25 protein-coding genes are annotated in these 17,202 nt (G+C 73.3%); 23 read left to right on the forward strand and 2 right to left on the reverse strand.

Going from position 1 to position 17,202, the window contains the following annotated elements; genetic code table 11:
- Nucleotides 1-51 precede the first annotated feature (51 nt).
- Genes secY through map form a run of 3 tightly spaced genes read left to right on the forward strand, consistent with a single transcriptional unit; the run spans nucleotide 52 to nucleotide 2,795 of the window.
- On the forward strand, nucleotides 52-1,383 hold the full coding sequence (secY, locus tag EDD26_RS07075; RefSeq protein ID WP_123697063.1) for a preprotein translocase subunit SecY: 1,332 nt from the start codon (nucleotides 52-54) through the stop codon (nucleotides 1,381-1,383).
- Nucleotides 1,384-1,965, forward strand: coding sequence for an adenylate kinase (locus tag EDD26_RS07080; RefSeq protein WP_123697064.1), 582 nt, complete (start codon nucleotides 1,384-1,386; stop codon nucleotides 1,963-1,965).
- Nucleotides 1,965-2,795, forward strand: coding sequence for a type I methionyl aminopeptidase (map, locus tag EDD26_RS07085; protein WP_123698488.1), 831 nt, complete (start codon nucleotides 1,965-1,967; stop codon nucleotides 2,793-2,795). Before EDD26_RS07080 ends, map begins: the two co-directional genes overlap by 1 nt.
- Here the strand turns inward: map and EDD26_RS07090 are convergent.
- Nucleotides 2,722-3,213 (reverse strand): ImmA/IrrE family metallo-endopeptidase, encoded by a 492-nt coding sequence (locus tag EDD26_RS07090; RefSeq protein ID WP_123697065.1) that lies wholly within the window; start codon nucleotides 3,211-3,213, stop codon nucleotides 2,722-2,724. The two genes, map and EDD26_RS07090, sit on opposite strands and share 74 nt — an antisense overlap.
- Entirely contained in the window at nucleotides 3,158-3,628 is a 471-nt protein-coding gene (locus EDD26_RS07095; RefSeq protein WP_170165562.1) for a helix-turn-helix domain-containing protein, read from the reverse strand. Before EDD26_RS07095 ends, EDD26_RS07090 begins: the two co-directional genes overlap by 56 nt.
- 151 nt (nucleotides 3,629-3,779) lie before the next feature.
- Here EDD26_RS07095 and EDD26_RS14655 point away from each other — a divergent pair, with 151 nt between their 5' ends.
- The 20 genes from EDD26_RS14655 (at nucleotide 3,780) to rplQ (ending at nucleotide 17,177) form a co-directional block, all read left to right on the forward strand.
- Nucleotides 3,780-3,983 carry a helix-turn-helix domain-containing protein gene (locus EDD26_RS14655; protein ID WP_170165563.1) on the forward strand — a complete coding sequence of 68 codons (204 nt, stop codon included), beginning with the start codon at nucleotides 3,780-3,782 and terminating at the stop codon, nucleotides 3,981-3,983.
- Nucleotides 3,984-4,060: 77 nt separating this feature from the next.
- A complete protein-coding gene (locus EDD26_RS07100; RefSeq protein WP_123697067.1) occupies nucleotides 4,061-4,339 on the forward strand; it encodes an uberolysin/carnocyclin family circular bacteriocin in 279 nt (92 codons plus the stop codon).
- 1 nt (nucleotide 4,340) lies between these two features.
- Nucleotides 4,341-4,922, forward strand: a complete 582-nt coding sequence (locus tag EDD26_RS07105; RefSeq protein ID WP_123697068.1) for a stage II sporulation protein M — start codon at nucleotides 4,341-4,343, stop codon at nucleotides 4,920-4,922.
- A gap of 19 nt (nucleotides 4,923-4,941) precedes the next feature.
- On the forward strand, nucleotides 4,942-5,493 hold the full coding sequence (locus EDD26_RS07110; protein WP_123697069.1) for a hypothetical protein: 552 nt from the start codon (nucleotides 4,942-4,944) through the stop codon (nucleotides 5,491-5,493).
- On the forward strand, nucleotides 5,490-5,888 hold the full coding sequence (locus EDD26_RS07115) for a hypothetical protein (protein ID WP_123697070.1): 399 nt from the start codon (nucleotides 5,490-5,492) through the stop codon (nucleotides 5,886-5,888). Before EDD26_RS07110 ends, EDD26_RS07115 begins: the two co-directional genes overlap by 4 nt.
- A complete protein-coding gene (locus tag EDD26_RS14660) occupies nucleotides 5,885-7,027 on the forward strand; it encodes a hypothetical protein (RefSeq protein ID WP_170165564.1) in 1,143 nt (380 codons plus the stop codon). The genes EDD26_RS07115 and EDD26_RS14660 overlap by 4 nt, the downstream gene beginning before the upstream one ends.
- Nucleotides 7,027-7,644, forward strand: a complete 618-nt coding sequence (locus EDD26_RS14665) for an ABC transporter ATP-binding protein (protein ID WP_170165565.1) — start codon at nucleotides 7,027-7,029, stop codon at nucleotides 7,642-7,644. Before EDD26_RS14660 ends, EDD26_RS14665 begins: the two co-directional genes overlap by 1 nt.
- Nucleotides 7,641-8,531: an ABC transporter ATP-binding protein gene (locus tag EDD26_RS07125; RefSeq protein WP_170165566.1), complete on the forward strand. Its 891-nt coding sequence runs from the start codon at nucleotides 7,641-7,643 to the stop codon at nucleotides 8,529-8,531. Before EDD26_RS14665 ends, EDD26_RS07125 begins: the two co-directional genes overlap by 4 nt.
- Complete coding sequence (locus tag EDD26_RS07130; protein ID WP_123697072.1) at nucleotides 8,528-9,298, forward strand: hypothetical protein; 771 nt, start codon at nucleotides 8,528-8,530, stop codon at nucleotides 9,296-9,298. Before EDD26_RS07125 ends, EDD26_RS07130 begins: the two co-directional genes overlap by 4 nt.
- Nucleotides 9,299-9,411: 113 nt before the next feature.
- Complete coding sequence (locus EDD26_RS07135) at nucleotides 9,412-9,666, forward strand: HPr family phosphocarrier protein (protein WP_123697073.1); 255 nt, start codon at nucleotides 9,412-9,414, stop codon at nucleotides 9,664-9,666.
- A 31-nt stretch (nucleotides 9,667-9,697) separates the two neighbouring features.
- A complete protein-coding gene (locus EDD26_RS07140; protein ID WP_123697074.1) occupies nucleotides 9,698-11,263 on the forward strand; it encodes a PTS mannitol transporter subunit IIBC in 1,566 nt (521 codons plus the stop codon).
- Nucleotides 11,264-11,276: 13 nt separating this feature from the next.
- Nucleotides 11,277-11,708, forward strand: coding sequence for a PTS mannitol transporter subunit IIA (locus tag EDD26_RS07145; RefSeq protein ID WP_123697075.1), 432 nt, complete (start codon nucleotides 11,277-11,279; stop codon nucleotides 11,706-11,708).
- Nucleotides 11,708-12,841, forward strand: a complete 1,134-nt coding sequence (locus tag EDD26_RS07150) for a mannitol-1-phosphate 5-dehydrogenase (protein WP_123697076.1) — start codon at nucleotides 11,708-11,710, stop codon at nucleotides 12,839-12,841. Before EDD26_RS07145 ends, EDD26_RS07150 begins: the two co-directional genes overlap by 1 nt.
- Nucleotides 12,842-12,961: 120 nt before the next feature.
- Nucleotides 12,962-13,855, forward strand: a complete 894-nt coding sequence (locus EDD26_RS07155; protein WP_148058718.1) for a DUF3419 domain-containing protein — start codon at nucleotides 12,962-12,964, stop codon at nucleotides 13,853-13,855.
- A 116-nt stretch (nucleotides 13,856-13,971) separates the two neighbouring features.
- Nucleotides 13,972-14,193 (forward strand): translation initiation factor IF-1, encoded by a 222-nt coding sequence (gene infA, locus EDD26_RS07160; RefSeq protein WP_123697078.1) that lies wholly within the window; start codon nucleotides 13,972-13,974, stop codon nucleotides 14,191-14,193.
- 68 nt (nucleotides 14,194-14,261) lie between these two features.
- Entirely contained in the window at nucleotides 14,262-14,375 is a 114-nt protein-coding gene (gene rpmJ, locus EDD26_RS07165) for a 50S ribosomal protein L36 (RefSeq protein WP_004008316.1), read from the forward strand.
- 288 nt (nucleotides 14,376-14,663) lie between these two features.
- Nucleotides 14,664-15,041, forward strand: a complete 378-nt coding sequence (gene rpsM / locus EDD26_RS07170) for a 30S ribosomal protein S13 (protein ID WP_123697079.1) — start codon at nucleotides 14,664-14,666, stop codon at nucleotides 15,039-15,041.
- A gap of 24 nt (nucleotides 15,042-15,065) precedes the next feature.
- Nucleotides 15,066-15,464: a 30S ribosomal protein S11 gene (gene rpsK, locus EDD26_RS07175; RefSeq protein WP_123697080.1), complete on the forward strand. Its 399-nt coding sequence runs from the start codon at nucleotides 15,066-15,068 to the stop codon at nucleotides 15,462-15,464.
- Between the two features lie 99 nt (nucleotides 15,465-15,563).
- On the forward strand, nucleotides 15,564-16,553 hold the full coding sequence (locus EDD26_RS07180) for a DNA-directed RNA polymerase subunit alpha (protein ID WP_123697081.1): 990 nt from the start codon (nucleotides 15,564-15,566) through the stop codon (nucleotides 16,551-16,553).
- Between the two features lie 36 nt (nucleotides 16,554-16,589).
- On the forward strand, nucleotides 16,590-17,177 hold the full coding sequence (gene rplQ / locus EDD26_RS07185; protein ID WP_123697082.1) for a 50S ribosomal protein L17: 588 nt from the start codon (nucleotides 16,590-16,592) through the stop codon (nucleotides 17,175-17,177).
- Nucleotides 17,178-17,202: the final 25 nt, after the last annotated feature.

Consider the following 17,202-nt stretch of genomic DNA (forward strand, 5'->3'; position numbering starts at 1 on the left):
GGGGCGGTCCGTGCGCGGGCCGCCCCGATTGCCATTCTCGGAAGGCTGCACGTGTTCAGTGCCATCGCACGCATCTTCAAGACGCGCGACCTGCGTCGGAAGATCCTCTTCACGCTCGCCATCGTGGCGGTGTTCCGGCTGGGGTCGTTCATCCCCGCGCCGTTCGTCGACTACAGCAACGTGCAGGCGTGCATCGCCGCGAACCAGACCGCGACCGGCCTGTACCAGCTCGTCAACCTGTTCTCCGGCGGCGCGCTGCTGCAGCTGAGCATCTTCGCGCTGGGCATCATGCCGTACATCACGGCGTCGATCATCGTGCAGCTGCTCCGCGTCGTCATCCCCCACTTCGAGACCCTCTACAAGGAGGGCCAGTCGGGCCAGGCGAAGCTCACGCAGTACACGCGCTATCTCACCATCGCGCTCGGCGTGCTGCAGTCGACCACGCTCATCACGGTCGCCCGCTCCGGTGCGCTCTTCTCGTCCACCGGCGGCCCGTCGCTGCCGCAGTGCCAGAACCTGCTGACGAACGACTCCTGGTGGTCGATCGCGCTCATGATCATCACGATGACCGCCGGCACCGGCCTCATCATGTGGCTCGGCGAGCTCGTCACCGAGCGCGGCATCGGCAACGGCATGTCGCTGCTCATCTTCACGTCGATCGCCGCGACGTTCCCCGGCGCCCTCGGCATCATCTTCGAGACGCAGGGCCCCAACACCTTCATCATGGTGCTGCTCGTCGGCGTCCTCATCATGGGCCTCGTCGTCTTCGTCGAGCAGTCGCAGCGGCGCATCCCGGTGCAGTACGCGAAGCGCATGGTGGGCCGGCGGATGTACGGCGGCCAGTCCACCTACATCCCCATCAAGGTCAACATGGCCGGCGTCGTGCCCGTCATCTTCGCCTCGTCGCTGCTCTACCTGCCGGCGCTCGTCGCGCAGTTCAACATGCCCGCCGACGGCACCACGCCCGCCGACTGGGTGCTGTGGGTGCAGGCGAACTTCACGACCGGCGACCACCCGCTCTACATGCTGGTGTTCTTCCTGCTCATCGTCGGCTTCACCTACTTCTACGTCGCGATCACCTTCAACCCGGAGGACGTCGCCGACAACATGAAGAAGTACGGCGGCTTCATCCCGGGCATCCGCGCCGGCCGCCCGACCGCCGAGTACCTCGACTACGTGCTGACGCGCATCACGTTCCCGGGCTCGCTGTACCTGGGCCTCGTCGCGCTCATCCCGCTGATCGCGCTCGCCACGGTGGGGGCCAACCAGAACTTCCCGTTCGGCGGCGCGTCCATCCTCATCATCGTCGGCGTCGGCCTCGAGACGGTCCGCCAGATCGACGCGCAGCTGCAGCAGCGCCACTACGAAGGGCTGATCCGCTAGATGCCGAACCTCCTCATCGTCGGCCCGCCCGGTGCGGGCAAGGGCACGCAGGCAGCACGCATCGCCGAGGCGCTCCGGGTGCCGGCGGTCTCGACCGGCGACATCTTCCGGCAGAACATCAAGGAGCAGACCGAGCTCGGCCAGCGGGTCACGGCCATCCTCGACGCGGGGGAGTACGTGCCGGACGAGCTCACGAACGAGCTCATCGACGACCGCCTCGCGCAGCCGGACGCCGAGCAGGGCTACCTGCTCGACGGCTACCCGCGCACCGCAGGGCAGGTCGAGTTCCTCGACGGGGTCAACCTCCACCGCGGCGAGCAGCTCGACGCCGTCGTGCGCCTGGTCGCCGACACCGACGAGGTCGTGCGCCGGCTGCTGGCCCGTGCCGAGCTGCAGGGCCGCAGCGACGACTCCGAGGAGGTCATCCGCCACCGCCTCGACGTGTACGAGCGCGAGACGGCGCCGCTCGTGGCGATCTTCGAGGAGCGCGGCCTCGTCGTCGAGGTCGACGGGATCGGACCCGTCGACGAGGTGACCGAGCGCGTGCTCGCCGGGCTCGCCGAGCGCGGCATCACGGCGTGATGCGCGGACGCGGCCCCTACAAGTCGCGCCGCGAGCTCGCCGCGATGCGCGAGCCGGGCAGGATCACCGCGCTCGCCCTCCAGGCGGTCGAGTCGGCCATCCGGGCGGGCGTCACGACGCTCGAGCTCGACGGGATCGCCGAGCGCGTCATCCGCGAGCACGGCGCCGTGCCGAACTTCCAGCTCGAGCCGGGCTACGAGCACACCCTGTGCGTCAACGTCAACGACGTCGTGGTGCACGGCATCCCCGGTGACCGCGTGCTCGAGCCGGGCGACCTCGTCACCGTCGACTGCGGTGCGACGATCGGCGGGTTCCACGGCGACGCCGCGATCAGCGTCGTGGTCCCCGGCGGCGATCCCGAGCGCACCGCGGCGCGCGAGCGCCTCAGCGAGGTCACGCGCGGCGCCCTCTGGGCGGGGATCGCAGCGCTCGCGGGCGCGCGGCAGCTCGGCGAGGTCGGCGCCGCGGTCGAGGACCACATCGACGCCAACAGCGACTTCCGCATCGACGAGGACTACATCGGCCACGGCATCGGCACCCGCATGCACGAGGACCCGCCGGTGTTCAACTACCGCACCCGGGTCGTCGGGCCCGCGGTGAAGCCCGGCCTGTGCGTCGCGATCGAGCCGATCATCCACGACGGCGGCGCGGAGACGACCGTCGACGGCGACGGCTGGACCGTGCGCAGCGCCGACGGGTCCGACGCGTGCCAGTGGGAGCACTCGGTCGCCGTGCACACCGGCGGCATCTGGGTGCTCACGGCGCTCGACGGCGGCGCCGCGGAGCTCGCGCCGCTCGGGGTCGTGCCGATGCCGATCCCCGAGCGCTGACGCACGCCCCGGCGCTGCCGGGGAGCGCCCGGTAGTCGCGCACGACGTCGACCGTGACGCCGAGCTCGTCGGCGAGCTCGTGGTCGTCGTGCGCCCAGGCGGATGCGGCGCGCAGCGCCGCGGGGTCGATGAGGACGCGGGCGGCGAAGCGCTCGGCGGCGCGCTCGTCGGCCGCCGAGCCGCCGGCGTGGCCGTGCAGCGCGTGACCCAGCTCGTGCGCCAGCACGCAGCGCTGCTCGACCGGCGTGAGGCCGCGGGCCAGCAGGATGCGGCGACCGGCGTCGTCATAGGCGCCGAGCCAGTCCGGCGGCAGGCGCGCGACTCGCATCTCGACCCCCGCCTCGCGGCACAGGGCGACGAGCTCAGTCAGCGTGGGGCTCGTCCCTGCGAGCGCTGCCGCGCCTCGCCGCAAGTCCATGCAGGTGCTCCTCGGTGCCGTCGGCGTCTGCGATCGCGGTCACCGTAGCCTCGCCCGCTGACACGCCTGCGCGGACGTGGGCCGCGAGGGTCGCGATCGCGGCGTCCGCGGCCAGGTGCCGGCGGTCCGGCGGCACGTTCGACAGCAGCTCGGCCATCACCGCCGTCCAGAGCTCGACGTCGGGGTCCTGCGGCTGCGCGTCGGTGGCGAGGCCCAGGGCGGCGAAGAGGCGACGCAGCACGTCCTCCTGCGGCGCGCCGGACCCGCGCTCGATGTTGCTGACGGTCGTGCGGTCGACGTCCGCGAGCGCGGCGAGCGCTTTCTGGCTGAGACCCTGCCGCACGCGGGCAGGACGGACGAGCTCGCCGTAGCGCTGGCGCTCGCTCGCGCTCGCTCCTCGGAGGTGGATGGACATGGGACCTCGTCTCGTCGACCCCAGCGTATCCGCCGCCGCCGCGGCACAAGCGAGGCGCTTCTCGACCGATCTCGGCGGAATCCGTCCGTTCCACCACGCCGCCTCCGAAAAGCACTTGCGCGTCGGTCGAAAACCTGGCATGGTTTGCCGCATGACGGTCGAATCGCACATCGGAGCGACGCTCGCGGCGCTGCGGACGCGCGCGGACCTCAGCCAGGCGGAGCTCGCGCTGCTCGCGGGCGCGCCGCTCGCGACCGTCGTGGGCGTCGAGAGCGGCGCGATGGAGCCGCCGGCGGGACTGGTCGCCCGGCTGACCGCCGCGATCGCGATCGGGCTCCGCGGGAGCACGGGCTGATGCGCGCCGCGACCGCCACCGACTCGTGCCGACCGGCACGGGCACCCGGCAAGCGGGTGCGACGAAGGAGGAAGCACATGCACATGGAGACGCGCAGGGCCAAGGCCGCGGTGTGGGCCGCGTCGGCGGGCGTCGGGGCGGTCGGGCTGGCGATGGCGGGCCTGTCGCTCGCCTGGCTCGTCGGCAGCTTCGGGCTGTCCGCGGCGGCGGCGACGCAGATCGTGACCGCGGTCGAGATCGGCGGGGCCGCGCTCGCGGTCGTGTCGATCATCCTCGGCGGCGGCATCGCCGGCGCCGTCATCTCGACCATCGTCTGGTACCTCAAGCGCAAGCTGCGCAGGCTGGCGATGGCCTGAGATGCCCGCCGGCACCCTCGCGACGCCCCGGTCGGCGGGGGTGTCGGTCGTCGTCGCCGCGCTCGCGCTCGGCGCGGTCGTCGCCGCGGCCGCCGCACCCGCCGGCGCGCTCGCGGCGCGCAACGCCGCGGCGCTGGCCGCCGGCGACCTGGACGTCGCGGTGCTCGCCGGCGACCGGGACGCCGCCGCGATCGCCGTGCGGAACCTGGGTGCGATCGCGCTCCTCGCGGCCGGGGCGCCGACGCTCGGCACGCTCACCGTCGTCGCGGGCGTCGTGCTCGGCACGGGTCTCGGCCTGTCGGGCGCCGCGGTGCTCGCGGCGCTCGGCCCCGCCGAGGCGCTCACGCGCGTCGGCCCGTACATCGCGTTCGAGCTCGCCGCGGTCGTGCTGGCCGGCGGCGCGGGCGTGCTGCCCACCGTCCATGCGGTCATCGTGACCGCTGCGCGACGCAGCGAGGTGCGGTTCCTCGCTGCCTACGGTCGCGCGCTGCCGACGAGCCTCGCGCTGACCCTCGTCGCCGCGGCGCTCGTCGTGATCGGCGCCTGCATCGAGGCCGTCGTCATCGCGGGGCACGCCCGCTGATGGGATCGAGAGGAGCACCATGATCCACGCATCCGGCATGACCGGCGTGCGAGCCCGCGGCGAGGCGAGCACCTCACCCGGGGTGTGGGCGGTCGTCATCGCCGCTGCCACGGCCCTCCTGTGCCTGCGGATGCCGGCGTTCCTCGCCGTCGCCGAGGCCGCGGTGGCCGAGCAGGCCGAGGCGCTCGGCGACCCGCAGCTCGCGGGCACGGCGACCGCCGTCGGTGCGGGCGCGGCGGTCGTGATCCACCTGCTCCTGCTCGGGCTCGGCGCGCTGCTCGCCGCGCTGCTCGAGCGTGCGCTCGGCCCGCGTGCCCTCTGTGCGCGCCGCGGCCGACCGCGGCTCGGGGTCGGGGGCGCCGCCTTCGCCGCGATCGTCCTGGGGCTGCAGGTCGCCGCGCTCGTCGAGGGCGTCGCCGCGGTCGAGCGCTCGTGGCCCGTGTGGCTCGGCGCTGCGGCGGTCGCGGCGATCGTGCCCGCGGCGTTCCCCGAGGGGCGCTCGTCGCTCGGCTCCTACGCCAGGTCGCTCGCGGCGAGCGGTGCGACGGCGGTGCTGCTGTGCCTCGGATGACGCGCTCGTTCCGCCTGCCGCTGCTCGCGGTCCGGGTGCCGCTCAGCGCGGTCGGCGTGCGGACGCTCGCGGCGGTGTCGCTGCTCGCCTCGGCAGGGCTCGTGGCGCTGCTCGCTGCCGCCGAGCTGCCCACCGGTCGCGAGCACCTCGCGTCGCCGCTCGCGCTCGCGCTCTCGGCGCTCGCGATCGTCGCGACCGTGCCGGCACTGCTCGACGGCCGGCTGCGCTTCCCGCTCGCGGGCATCGCCTCGCTGTGCCTCGGCCTCGTCGCCGCCGTCACGATCGGGCTGGGCGCATCCGCGCTCGCGATCGCCGTGGGGTGGGCCGTCGTCGTCGCGGGCGCGGCCACCGGTGCGTACCACCTGCTGGGCGCCGAGCCCCGGGACCGCGGATGACGAGCGGAGCGCGCGCTGGGCTCGGACGTCGAGGGCTGCGCGCCGACCTGGCTCTGACGACTGCCGTGCTGGCGGCGGCGATGCTGCCCCTCCGGCTGTCGCCCGAGGCGGTGCGCTCCCTGCGGTGGCCGCTCGCGGGCGCCGGCCTCGGGATCTCGGCGGCGGTCGCGATGGCGCTCGCGGTCGCGACGGAGCTCGCGCGGGCGGCGTGGGGGAGCGGGCCCGTGGCCGCGACGGTCGTCCTCGTCGCGCTCGTCGCGCCGGTCGGGCGCGTCCTGCTGGGCGGACCGCCGTCGATCGCGGTGGCGCTCGGGCGCTGCGCGCCGCTGCTGCGCGCGCTCGACCTCGGCGGCGCACCGCTCGCGCGGATGGGCGCGCTCGCGGCGTGCGTCCCGGCGATCGTGCCGACCTCCGTGCTCGGGGCGGCCGCGGCAATCGTGCTCGGGGTTCGCGGCGCACCGGCAGCGGCGGTCGCCGTCGTCGCCGCGGTCGTCGTCGGAGCGCTCGCCGCGGTGCCGCCGGCGCTGCGCGCCGGTGCGCGGCTCGCGGTCGGCGCTGCCGGCACGACGATGCGCGCGGTCGCGGTGCGTCGGCTCGCGGCGGTGGGGGTGCTGGCGGTCGCGCTGCTGGTCGTGCGGCCAGCGGCATGGCGGGTCGTGCCCTCCGTGCTCGAGGCTGCGCCCACGGAGGTCGCCGCCGGGGCGGCAGCCGTCGCAGCCGCCACCTGGATCGCGGGCGACGGCCTCGTCGTCGACGCCCGACCGTGGATCCGCCTGCAGGCGACGCTCGTCGATTGCGGCGCTGCGGCGGCCGCGGCCGTCGCCCGAGCCGTTGCGGCGGCGGCATCGTCGGCGGCGGCCGTCGGGCTCGTCGTCGGGAGCGCGGCCGGGGCGCTCGCCGGCACGGACGCGGGCCTGCGCGCCGGCCTCGCCGCGACGGCGATCGCGGCTGCCGTCCTCGTCGTGCTCGTGCTCGAGCCCGACCCGACGGCTGTGCTCGCGCGCAGCGTCGCCTTCGCGCTCGTAGCGGCACCGACGACGTGCGCGCTGCTCTCGGGGGCAGCGGCCGCATGGCTCGCCGCGACCCCGATCGCCGTCGGGGTGCTCGGCACCGCCGTGCTCTCGCGCAGGCTCGCGTGATGGCGATCGAGGTCCGCGGCGTCGGCGCGGTGCGTCGGGGCAGGCGTGCCGTGCCCGTGCCGGACCTGTCGCTCGGCGGACCGGGCCTCGTGCGGGTGCGCGGCGCGAACGGCGCCGGCAAGAGCACGCTCATCGAGCTGCTCGCGGGCGGCATCGCCCCGGCCGTCGGCGAGGTGCGGATCTGCGGGGTGCGCGCGGACGCGCGCGCGGCGCGCGGCCTGCGGCGCGTGTGCCGCACCGAGATCGCGCTGCTGGGCCACGTGGCGCTCCGGCGGCACGCGACGCTCTTCGCCAGAGCCGCCGCCGTGCCCGCCCTCGAGGCGCTCGGCGCGCTCGCCGACGAGGGCCTCGCCGACCGGCTCGACGATCGGGTCGATGCCCTCTCGACCGGCGAGGCGCGTCGCGCCTGGATGCGGCTGACGACGCTGGGCGCCGCGCCGGTGCTGCTGCTCGACGAACCGCTGCTCGGCGTCGACGAGGCCGCCGCGGAGGCGCTCCGCGAGCGCATCGACGCCTGGGCGGTGGAGCGGCTCGTGGTCGTGGTCGACCACGGCCGTCGCGACTGGGGCGGGCGCGCCCTCGACCTCTCGCAGCCCCGGGCACGGATCTCGCCGTGAGGGCGGCCATCGAGGTCGCGGGGCTCACGGCGGCGTTCGGCGGGCGGACGGTGCTCGACGGCGTCGCGTTCACCGTGCCCTGGGGCGCCGTGACCGGCTTCGTCGGGGTCAACGGAGCGGGCAAGACCACGACGCTGCGCCGCATCGTCGGGCTCGAGGCAGGCGGCGGCGTCGCGAGGGTGGCGGGGAAGGCCTACGCCGACCTCGAGGCGCCTGCCGAGATGCTCGGCTGCTGCCCGGACGTGCTCGGCGCCGCGCCGGGCCAGACCGCCGCGCAGCACCTCGACGCGCTCGCCCTCCGCGCGGGCCTCGACCGCGGCGCCGCGCGTCGGGCGCTCGCCGACGTCGGGCTCTCGGGCGTCGACGGACGCATCCGCGCGCTGTCGCTCGGCCAGCGCCGCCGGCTCGCGATCGCGGGCGCGCTGCTGGCCGAGCCGCGCGTGCTCGTGCTCGACGAGCCGTTCGACGGGCTCGATCCCGGCGGCCGCCGATGGCTCTCGGCGCGGCTGCGGGCGCACGCCGATGCCGGGGGCGCGGTGCTGCTGTCGGCGCACGCGCTCCATGAGGCGGAGCCGCTGCTCGACCGGCTCGTGTGCCTCCACGCGGGTGCCGTGCGCTTCGAGGGCCCGACCGAGGCGTTCCTGCGCGCGCACGCCTCGCCGGTCGTGCTCGTGCGCTCGCTCGACCAGCCGCGGCTCGCGAGGGCGCTGCAGGCGGCGGGCGCCGTCGTGCACCGCCGCAGCGGCGACGCGCTCGCGGTGCGCGAGCTCGATGCGGCGGCGATCGCACGCGTCGCCGCGCGCCTCGGGGTGCTGCTGACCGAGCTCGCGCCGCGGCGCACCACGCTGAGCGACGCCTTCGCCGCAGCCGTCGGGGCCGCCCCGTGACCCGGCCGCGCTTCCGGAGCCTCGCGGCGGCCGAGCTCGTGGCCATGCGCGGACGGCGACTGGGGTGGGCGGTCGCCCTGGCTGCCGCCGGATCGTCCGTCGGCGGGCTCGCGATGGCCGCGCTCGTGCTGCCCTTCGACGATGCCACCGCGATCGAGGCGAGCACGGTGGTCGTCTCGCGCGGCTCGGCGGCGGCCGTCGCGGTCGCCGTGCTCGCCGCGCTCGCCGTCGCAGGCCCCTACCGCGACGGCTCGTGGATGCACGCGGCGCTCGCGGTGCCCCACGCCGGGCGCAGGATCGCGGCGGGCGCGGTGCCGGCCGTTGGCCTCGGCGTCGGGCTCGGCGCGGTCGCGATCGCGTCCGCCGCGGTGGGCGCCGCGCTCGTCGACGCGTCGGCGCTCCGGGCGCTGCCCGCGGCCGCCGGGGCGCACCTCGGCGCGGTCGCCGTCTGGTCGGCGTGGATGGTGTGCCTCGCGCACGCGACGCGATCGCCGCTCGCGACCCTCGGCATCGGGGCAGGCCTGCCGCTCGTGGCCGAGCCCGCGCTCGCCGGGCTGCTCGCGATGGCCCCGGTCGCCGACGCGAGGTGGTGGCTGCTGCCCGGTCTCGCGCTGCGATCGCTCGCCGAGCTGCCGGTCGGCGAGGGGGTCGTGCTCGACGGGCCGTCGGCGGCGCAGCTCCCGCTGCTGCTCGCGAGCGTGCTCGGCTGGACCGTCGCGGCGGCGCTCGCGGCATGGCTCCGGGCCCGCGGCGCGCAGCCGCGCTGACGCGCCGAGGGAGGTCGCGCCGGAGCGCCGCACACGCGTCCCCCAGCGCCCGAGCACCGGTGGTAGCGTGACAGCGATCTCGGGCCGCCCAGGCCCGACCGCGAAGGAGCACCATGGCCGAGCGCACCGTCACCGTCGAGTCCGCGCACGGGCTCCACGCCCGCCCCGCATCCCTGTTCGCGCAGGCTGCGGCGAAGGCGTCCAGCCCCGTGACCGTCACGAAGGGCGACAAGCAGGTCAACGCCGCCAGCATCCTGTCGGTCATCTCGCTCGGCGTCTCCAAGGGCGACGAGGTGACGATCGCCTCGGACGACGAGGCGACGCTCGACGAGCTCGAGCAGCTCCTCTCCACCGATCACGACGCCTGACCCAGGCACTGGCACCAGCACGGAGTCGACCATGACCACCACCGCAGCACCGGCTCAGACGGGCGGCGCTCGCGTCGCCGTCCAGAAGTTCGGCACCTTCCTCTCCGGCATGATCATGCCGAACATCCCGGCGCTCATCGCGTGGGGCATCCTCACCGCGCTCTTCATCCCTGTCGGTCCGTTCCCGAACGAGGGGCTCGCCACGATCGTCGGCCCGACGATCCACTACCTGCTGCCCATCCTCATCGCCGGCACCGGCGGCCGGATGGTCTACGAGACGCGCGGCGCCGTCGTCGGCGCCTTCGCGGTCATGGGTGCGATCGCCGGCTCCGACCTGCTGATCGACCGGATCAACGCCGAGGGCGAGGGCGGCCTCGGCTACGTCCACATGTTCATCGGCGCGATGATCCTCGGCCCGCTGTCCGCATGGGTCATGAAGCAGCTCGACAAGCTCTGGGACGGCAAGGTCAAGGCCGGCTTCGAGATGCTCGTCAACATGTTCTCGGCGGGCATCGTCGCGTTCCTCATGGGGCTCGTCGGCTTCTACATCGTCGCCCCGATCGTCAACTGGATCATGTCGGTCGTCGGCGGCGCCGTCGGCTGGCTCGTCGAGACCGGCCTGCTGCCGCTCGCGTCGATCCTCATCGAGCCGGCGAAGGTCTTCTTCCTCAACAACGCCATCAACCACGGCGTGCTCACCCCGCTCGGCACCACCGAGGTCGCGAACGACGGCAGCTCGATCCTGTTCCTCCTCGAGGCGAACCCCGGACCGGGCCTCGGCCTGCTGCTCGCGTTCTCCGTCTTCGGCGTCGGCGCCGCGCGCGCCACCGCTCCGGGCGCGGCGATCATCCAGTTCCTCGGCGGCATCCACGAGGTCTACTTCCCGTACGCCCTCATGAAGCCGACGCTCATCCTCGCGCTCGTGCTCGGCGGCGCCTCCGGCGTCGCGACGAACATGCTGCTGAACACCGGCCTCGCCGGGCCCGCGGCCCCCGGCAGCATCTTCGCCGTGGCCGTGCAGGCCGGCCTCGTCGGCGGCGGCAACCTCGTGGGCGTGCTGCTCTCGGTCGTCATCGCCACCGCGGTGACGTTCGCCGTCGCTGCGGTCATCCTGCGCGCCGGTCGCAAGCGCGACCTCGAGCGCGAGGCTGCGGGCGACGACGCGCTCGGTGCCGCCGTCGCGCAGACGACGGCGAACAAGGGCAAGGAGTCGGCGCACCTGTCGAACCTGACCGCCGCATCGGGCGCGCCGGGCGCCACGGCGCCGGCCGGTGCAGCAGGTGGCACCTCCGTCGCTGCGGAGCCGATCCGGAAGATCGTCTTCGCGTGCGACGCCGGCATGGGCTCGAGCGCGATGGGCGCGAGCGTGCTGCGCAACAAGATCAAGAAGGCCGGCATCGAGGGGGTCGAGGTCACGAACATCGCGATCGCGAACCTCGACGCGTCGACGGCCGACCTGATCGTCACGCACCGCGACCTCACCGACCGCGCGCGGCAGCGCACGCCCGACGCCATGCACGTCTCGGTCGAGAACTTCATGAACAGCCCGAAGTACGACGAGGTCGTCCGCCTCGTCGACGAGTCCAACGCGCAGTAGCAGAAGGAGCCCCATGCCCGTCCTCTCGATCGAGCAGATCACGACCACCCCGAAGGCCGCCACGAAGGACGAGGCGATCCAGGAGGCCGCCGACATGCTCGTCGCCGCGGGCGCCGTCACGACCGACTACGCCGACGCCATGCGGGAGCGGGAGGCGAGCGTGTCGACCTACATGGGCAACCTGCTCGCCATCCCGCACGGCACGAACGAGTCGAAGGGCGCGATCCTCGACTCGGCGCTCTCGGTCGCGCGCTACGACGAGCCGCTCGACTGGGACGGCAACCCGGTGAAGTTCGTGGTCGGCATCGCCGGCAAGGACGGCGGCCACCTCGAGATCCTGTCGAAGATCGCCATCGTCTTCGCCGACGAGGACGAGGTCGCCAAGCTCGAGGCCGCCCCCGACGCGGCGGCGATCCTCGAGCTGCTCGGCGACGTCAACGAGTGATGCGGGCCGTCCACTTCGGCGCCGGCAACATCGGCCGCGGCTTCGTCGGGCTGATCCTGCACCGCGCCGGATATGACGTGACCTTCGTCGACGTCAACCCCGAGCTCATCGGCATGCTGCAGCAGGCAGACGCGTACCAGGTGCGCGAGGTGGGGCCGGACGCCCGGATCCACACGGTCACGGGGTTCACGGGCATCGACTCGTCGGCCGACCCGGATGCGGCGGCCCGCGCGGTCGCGGAGGCCGACGTCGTCACGTGCGCCGTCGGCCCGACGGTGCTGCGCTTCATCGCGCCGGTGATCCGTGCGGGGCTCGCGCTCCGCGACGGGGACCCGGTGACGGTGATGGCGTGCGAGAACGCGATCGGCGCCTCCGACACCCTGCGCGAGCTCGTGCTCGACGGAGCCCCCGAGCTGGCCGACCGAGCGGTCTTCGCCAACACGGCCGTCGACCGCATCATCCCGCCGCAGGACCCCCACGGCCTCGACGTCGTGGTCGAGGACTTCTTCGAGTGGTCGATCGACCGAGGGCCGTTCGCCGGCACGTCGTCCGCGGTGGCCGCCCCGACGATCCCCGACGCCCACTTCGTCGACGACCTCGCGCCCTTCATCGAGCGCAAGCTGTTCACGGTGAACACGGGCCACGCCACGACCGCCTACGCCGGCTACGCGGCCGGCATCGAGACGATCGCCGAGGCGCTGCAGTCGCCCGAGATCCGCGCGGCGGTCGAGGCCTCGCTGGCCGACACGTCGCGCCTGCTCGTGGCGAAGTTCGGCTTCGACCCCGACGAGCACGCCGCCTACGTCGCTCGCGCGATCGCGCGCTTCGAGAACCCCGCGCTGCCTGACACGTGTGAGCGGATCGGCCGCCAGCCGCTGCGCAAGCTGTCGCGCCACGAGCGCTTCGTGCAGCCGGCCGCCGAGCTCGCCGAGCGCGGCGAGTCGGCGGACGCCCTCGTCGCCGCGTACGCGAGCGCGCTGCGCTTCGACGCCGAGAGCGACGAGCAGGCCGCAGAGCTGCAGCGGCTGCTCGCCGAGCTCGACCCGGCGGCGTTCGTCGCCGAGGTGAGCGGCATCGACGGCGGGCCGCTGCAGGCGCAGCTCGTCGGCGTGGTGCAGGCCGCGAAGGGCTGAGCGTCCGCCGACCCCGATGCGGCAGGATCGGACCATGGGCGATGCGGTGTGCCGAACGGCCGGTGGCGGCGGGCGGAGCGCCGTGCTGACGCGGAGCGCCGTGCTGACGCGGAGCCGTCCGTGCTGACCCGGGGCTCGCGGCGCAAGGGCCGCTCGAGCGCGAACCCGCGCCAGCAGCTGCTGCACGGCTGGGACTGGAGCGACCCGCGGATCGAGCTCGAGGAGCTCGCCCCGGCGAGCCGCGTGCTCGTCACCGCCGGCGCGGGCGAGGTCGCCGCGGCGCTCGCCGCCGCCGGCCACCGGGTGTCTGCGCTCGGCGCGAACCGCGAGCAGCTCGACTACGCCCGCCGCCGCGTCGGGGGCGGCCCGTTCGAGCCCGGTGCAGCGGAGCGGCTGTTCGACCTCGGGCGCGGCATGGTGCGCGCGGCGAGCCCGGCGTGGAGCCGCCGGCGGGTGCGGCAGTTCCTGCAGGAGGACGACCCGCTCCGCGCCGCCGCGGAGTGGAAGGCACGGCTCGACAACCGCACGCTCTCGTCGATCCTGCGCACGATGCTCGGGCCCGCCGGCGCGCTCTCGGCGCTCATCCTGCGCGACTTCTCGACGCCCATCCCGCCGCACTTCGACGAGGCCATCCGCGGCCGCATCGCTCGCGCGCTCCGCAAGCACCCGCCGAGCGGCAACCCGTACGCGTGGCGGCTGCTGCTGGGGGAGGACCTGCCGGGGCACCGGCTGCCCGCCGTCGACCCCGCCGCGATCGAGTGGATCGACGAGCCGCTCCTCGACCACCTCGAGCGCTCCCAGCCCGGCCGCTACGACGCCATCTCGCTCTCGAACGTGGTCGACGGGGCGGACGAGCGCTGGGTGCGCGACCTGCGGAAGGCAGCCGTGCGGGCGGTCACCCCTGGCGGTCCCGTCATCGCGCGGTCGTTCGCGACCACGATGGACGACGAGGCGGCGAAGCGCGCGCGTCGCGACCGGGCGATGCTGTGGGGCTCGATCGTCGTGCACCGCTGAGCGACACGCCCGGCTTGCATTGCGAACCGCACCCCGCGTAGAGTTGACCGTTGGTGTCGCGCGCCCTCTGTGCGCGGCACTCGCATGACCGGCAACCAAACGTTACAGAAGAGGCTATGGCCAAGAAAGACGGCGTCATCGAGATCGAAGGCTCGGTGATCGAAGCGCTCCCGAACGCGATGTTCCGCGTCGAGCTCTCGAACGGGCACGTGGTGCTCGCACACATCTCCGGCAAGATGCGGCAGAACTACATCCGCATCCTGCAGGAAGACCGAGTGATCGTGGAGCTGAGCCCATACGACCTCAGTCGCGGTCGCATCGTCTACCGCTACAAGTAACCACTGGCTGCTGGACAAGGAACGGCTCGCGCACTCGCGCGAGCACGAGGCCAGCGAGGAAAGCACACATGAAGGTCAACCCCAGCGTCAAGCCCATCTGCGACAAGTGCAAGGTCATCCGCCGGCACGGTCGCGTGATGGTCATCTGCGAGAACCCCCGCCACAAGCAGCGGCAGGGTTGAGTCCGCAGCGCGCGATGCGACGAAGTCGCGTTGCGCGCGGAGGACTCAAGGTCGAGGAGCACGTGCCGAAGGCGCGCGCGCATCGAGACCCGGCTGTCCACGGCAGCCGCAGACACAACTCAATACGAACCTCCTGGTCTCGATACGCGGGCTTCGCCCGCTACTCGACCACCGGGAGGGGAACACCCAGCAGCGGTAAGAGCTCTCTGACGAGGGCGACACCTTGGGGAGAGGCCCAGGCACCTCCGCTGCTCCACACCTCTCGACAACTCCTGAAGGAGACACACGATGGCACGCATCGCAGGTGTCGACATCCCGCGCGACAAGCGCGTGGAGATCGCACTGACGTACATCTTCGGCGTCGGCCGCACCCGGTCGATCGCAACGCTCGAGGCCACCGGCATCGATCGCAACACGCGCGTCAAGGACCTCACGGACGACCAGCTCGTCGTGCTCCGCGACCACATCGAGGGCACGTTCAAGGTGGAGGGCGACCTCCGTCGCGAGGTCGCCGCGGACATCCGCCGCAAGGTCGAGATCGGCTCGTACCAGGGCATCCGCCACCGTCGCGGTCTCCCCGTGCACGGCCAGCGCACCAAGACCAACGCGCGCACCCGCAAGGGCAAGAAGCAGACGGTCGCCGGCAAGAAGAAGGCCGGCCGCTAGGCCGCGGGGAAGAGGTAGAGAACAATGGCAGCTCCCAAGTCCGCGGTCCGCAAGCCGCGTCGCAAGGACAAGAAGAACATCGCTGTGGGCCAGGCCCACATCAAGTCGACGTTCAACAACACGATCGTGTCGATCACCGACACCACCGGCGCCGTCATCACGCAGGCATCGGGCGGTGCGGTCGGCATGAAGGGCTCGCGCAAGTCGACGCCCTACGCCGCCCAGCTGGCAGCCGAGTCGGCCGCCCGCCAGGCGCAGGACCACGGCATGAAGAAGGTCGACGTCTTCGTCAAGGGCGCAGGCTCCGGCCGTGAGACGGCGATCCGCTCGCTCCAGGCCGCCGGCCTGGAGATCGGTGCGATCCACGACGTGACGCCGCAGGCGCACAACGGCGTCCGCCCGCCGAAGCCCCGCCGCAACTAAGTCGCTCCTGCCGGGCGGGCGGTCCACGCCCGCCCGGCATTCCGCCGTCACTGAACACGCGAGTCATATAGCGGACTCGCGACCGAAAGGAACCGACACGTGCTGATCGCCCAGCGCCCCACTGTCACCGAGGAGATCATCGCCGAGCACCGCTCGCGGTTCACGATCGAGCCGCTCGAGCCAGGCTTCGGCTACACCCTCGGCAACTCCCTCCGCCGCACCCTCCTGTCGTCGATCCCCGGCGCAGCCGTCACGAGCATCCGTCTCGATGGCGTCCTGCACGAGTTCTCGACGATCGCCGGCGTGAAGGAGGACGTCACCGAGATGATCCTCAACATCAAGCAGCTCGTGGTCTCGTCGGAGCACGACGAGCCCGTGGTCGCCTACCTCTCGCGCCAGGGCGCGGGCACGGTGACGGCCGCCGACATCACCGCTCCGGCCGGTGTCGAGATCCACAACCCCGAGCTCGTGCTCGCGACGCTGAACGACTCGGCGAAGCTGCAGCTCGAGCTGACGATCGAGCGTGGCCGCGGCTACGTCTCGGCTGCGCAGAACCGCGACGAGTTCGCCGAGGCCGGGGTCATCCCGATCGACTCGATCTACTCGCCCGTGCTCAAGGTCACCTACCGCGTCGACGCGACGCGCGCCGGTGAGCGCACCGACTTCGACTCGCTCGTCGTCGACGTCGAGGCGAAGCCGGCGATCACGCCGCGCGACGCCATCGCGTCGGCCGGTCGCACGCTCGTCGAGCTGTTCGGCCTGACGCGCGACCTGAACGCCGAGGCGGAGGGCATCGAGATCGGCCAGGCGCCGGCCGAGGCCATCGGCTCCGGCGAGCTCGCCACGCCGATCGAGGAGCTCGACCTGTCGGTCCGCTCGTACAACTGCCTCAAGCGCGAGGGCATCAACACGGTGTCCGAGCTCGTGGCGCTGAGCGAGACGCAGCTCATGAACATCCGCAACTTCGGCCAGAAGTCGGTCGACGAGGTCAAGGACAAGCTCGTCGAGCTCGGCCTGTCCCTCAAGGACGCGGTGCCCGGCTTCGACGGCGCGCACTTCTACAGCGGTTACGACGAGGACGCTCGCTGAACGCGGGCCGACTGAAGAACTAGAGGGAAACGAACCATGCCCAAGCCCACCAAGGGTCCCCGCCTCGGAGGCGGTCCTGCGCACGAGCGCCTGCTGCTCGCGAACCTCGCGGCCGCGCTCTTCACGCACAAGTCGATCAAGACGACCGAGACGAAGGCCAAGCGCCTCCGCCCGATCGCTGAGCGCCTCATCACGTTCGCCAAGCGCGGCGACCTGCACGCGCGCCGTCGCGTGCTCGGCGTGATCGGCGACAAGGGCGTCGTGCACGAGCTCTTCACCGAGATCGCGCCGCTCGTCGCGGAGCGCGAGGGCGGCTACACCCGCATCACGAAGCTCGGCTTCCGCAAGGGCGACAACGCCCCCATGGCGCAGATCGAGCTCGTGCTCGAGCCGGTGCAGAAGAAGGTCTCGAAGTCGAAGGCATCCGCCGCTGCGACGTCGGCAGCCGCCGACCAGCAGGCCGAGGAGGCCAAGGTCGACGAGGCTCCGGTCGAGGAGGCCGTGGTCGACCCGACCGAGGCCGCCGAGGCCGACGCCGCTGCAGCCGACGTCGCGACCACCGAGGCGCCCGAGGCGGGCGACGAGGCCGTCGAGGCAGAGCCCGCCAAGGACGAGACCAAGTAGGTCCACCCCACCACGAAGGGCCCCG

It is taken from the genome of Agrococcus jenensis (assembly GCF_003752465.1).
GTDB classification, from domain to species: Bacteria; Actinomycetota; Actinomycetes; order Actinomycetales; family Microbacteriaceae; genus Agrococcus; species Agrococcus jenensis.

Bases quoted from the DNA above. Each gene is read 5' to 3' on its own strand.
- EDD26_RS07140 (WP_123697074.1), top strand. From the start codon at position 9,698: ATGACCACCACCGCAGCACCGGCTCAGACGGGCGGCGCTCGCGTCGCC.
- rpmJ (WP_004008316.1), top strand. From the start codon at position 14,262: ATGAAGGTCAACCCCAGCGTCAAGCCCATCTGCGACAAGTGCAAGGTC.
- EDD26_RS07135 (WP_123697073.1), top strand. From the start codon at position 9,412: ATGGCCGAGCGCACCGTCACCGTCGAGTCCGCGCACGGGCTCCACGCC.
- rpsM (WP_123697079.1), top strand. From the start codon at position 14,664: ATGGCACGCATCGCAGGTGTCGACATCCCGCGCGACAAGCGCGTGGAG.
- rplQ (WP_123697082.1), top strand. From the start codon at position 16,590: ATGCCCAAGCCCACCAAGGGTCCCCGCCTCGGAGGCGGTCCTGCGCAC.
- infA (WP_123697078.1), top strand. From the start codon at position 13,972: ATGGCCAAGAAAGACGGCGTCATCGAGATCGAAGGCTCGGTGATCGAA.
- EDD26_RS14660 (WP_170165564.1), top strand. From the start codon at position 5,885: ATGACGAGCGGAGCGCGCGCTGGGCTCGGACGTCGAGGGCTGCGCGCC.
- EDD26_RS14665 (WP_170165565.1), top strand. From the start codon at position 7,027: ATGGCGATCGAGGTCCGCGGCGTCGGCGCGGTGCGTCGGGGCAGGCGT.
- EDD26_RS07100 (WP_123697067.1), top strand. From the start codon at position 4,061: ATGCACATGGAGACGCGCAGGGCCAAGGCCGCGGTGTGGGCCGCGTCG.
- EDD26_RS07145 (WP_123697075.1), top strand. From the start codon at position 11,277: ATGCCCGTCCTCTCGATCGAGCAGATCACGACCACCCCGAAGGCCGCC.
- map (WP_123698488.1), top strand. From the start codon at position 1,965: ATGCGCGGACGCGGCCCCTACAAGTCGCGCCGCGAGCTCGCCGCGATG.
- EDD26_RS07115 (WP_123697070.1), top strand. From the start codon at position 5,490: ATGACGCGCTCGTTCCGCCTGCCGCTGCTCGCGGTCCGGGTGCCGCTC.
- EDD26_RS07095 (WP_170165562.1), bottom strand. From the start codon at position 3,628: ATGTCCATCCACCTCCGAGGAGCGAGCGCGAGCGAGCGCCAGCGCTAC.
- EDD26_RS07090 (WP_123697065.1), bottom strand. From the start codon at position 3,213: ATGGACTTGCGGCGAGGCGCGGCAGCGCTCGCAGGGACGAGCCCCACG.
- EDD26_RS07105 (WP_123697068.1), top strand. From the start codon at position 4,341: ATGCCCGCCGGCACCCTCGCGACGCCCCGGTCGGCGGGGGTGTCGGTC.
- rpsK (WP_123697080.1), top strand. From the start codon at position 15,066: ATGGCAGCTCCCAAGTCCGCGGTCCGCAAGCCGCGTCGCAAGGACAAG.
- EDD26_RS07110 (WP_123697069.1), top strand. From the start codon at position 4,942: ATGATCCACGCATCCGGCATGACCGGCGTGCGAGCCCGCGGCGAGGCG.
- EDD26_RS07080 (WP_123697064.1), top strand. From the start codon at position 1,384: ATGCCGAACCTCCTCATCGTCGGCCCGCCCGGTGCGGGCAAGGGCACG.
- EDD26_RS07150 (WP_123697076.1), top strand. From the start codon at position 11,708: ATGCGGGCCGTCCACTTCGGCGCCGGCAACATCGGCCGCGGCTTCGTC.
- EDD26_RS14655 (WP_170165563.1), top strand. From the start codon at position 3,780: ATGACGGTCGAATCGCACATCGGAGCGACGCTCGCGGCGCTGCGGACG.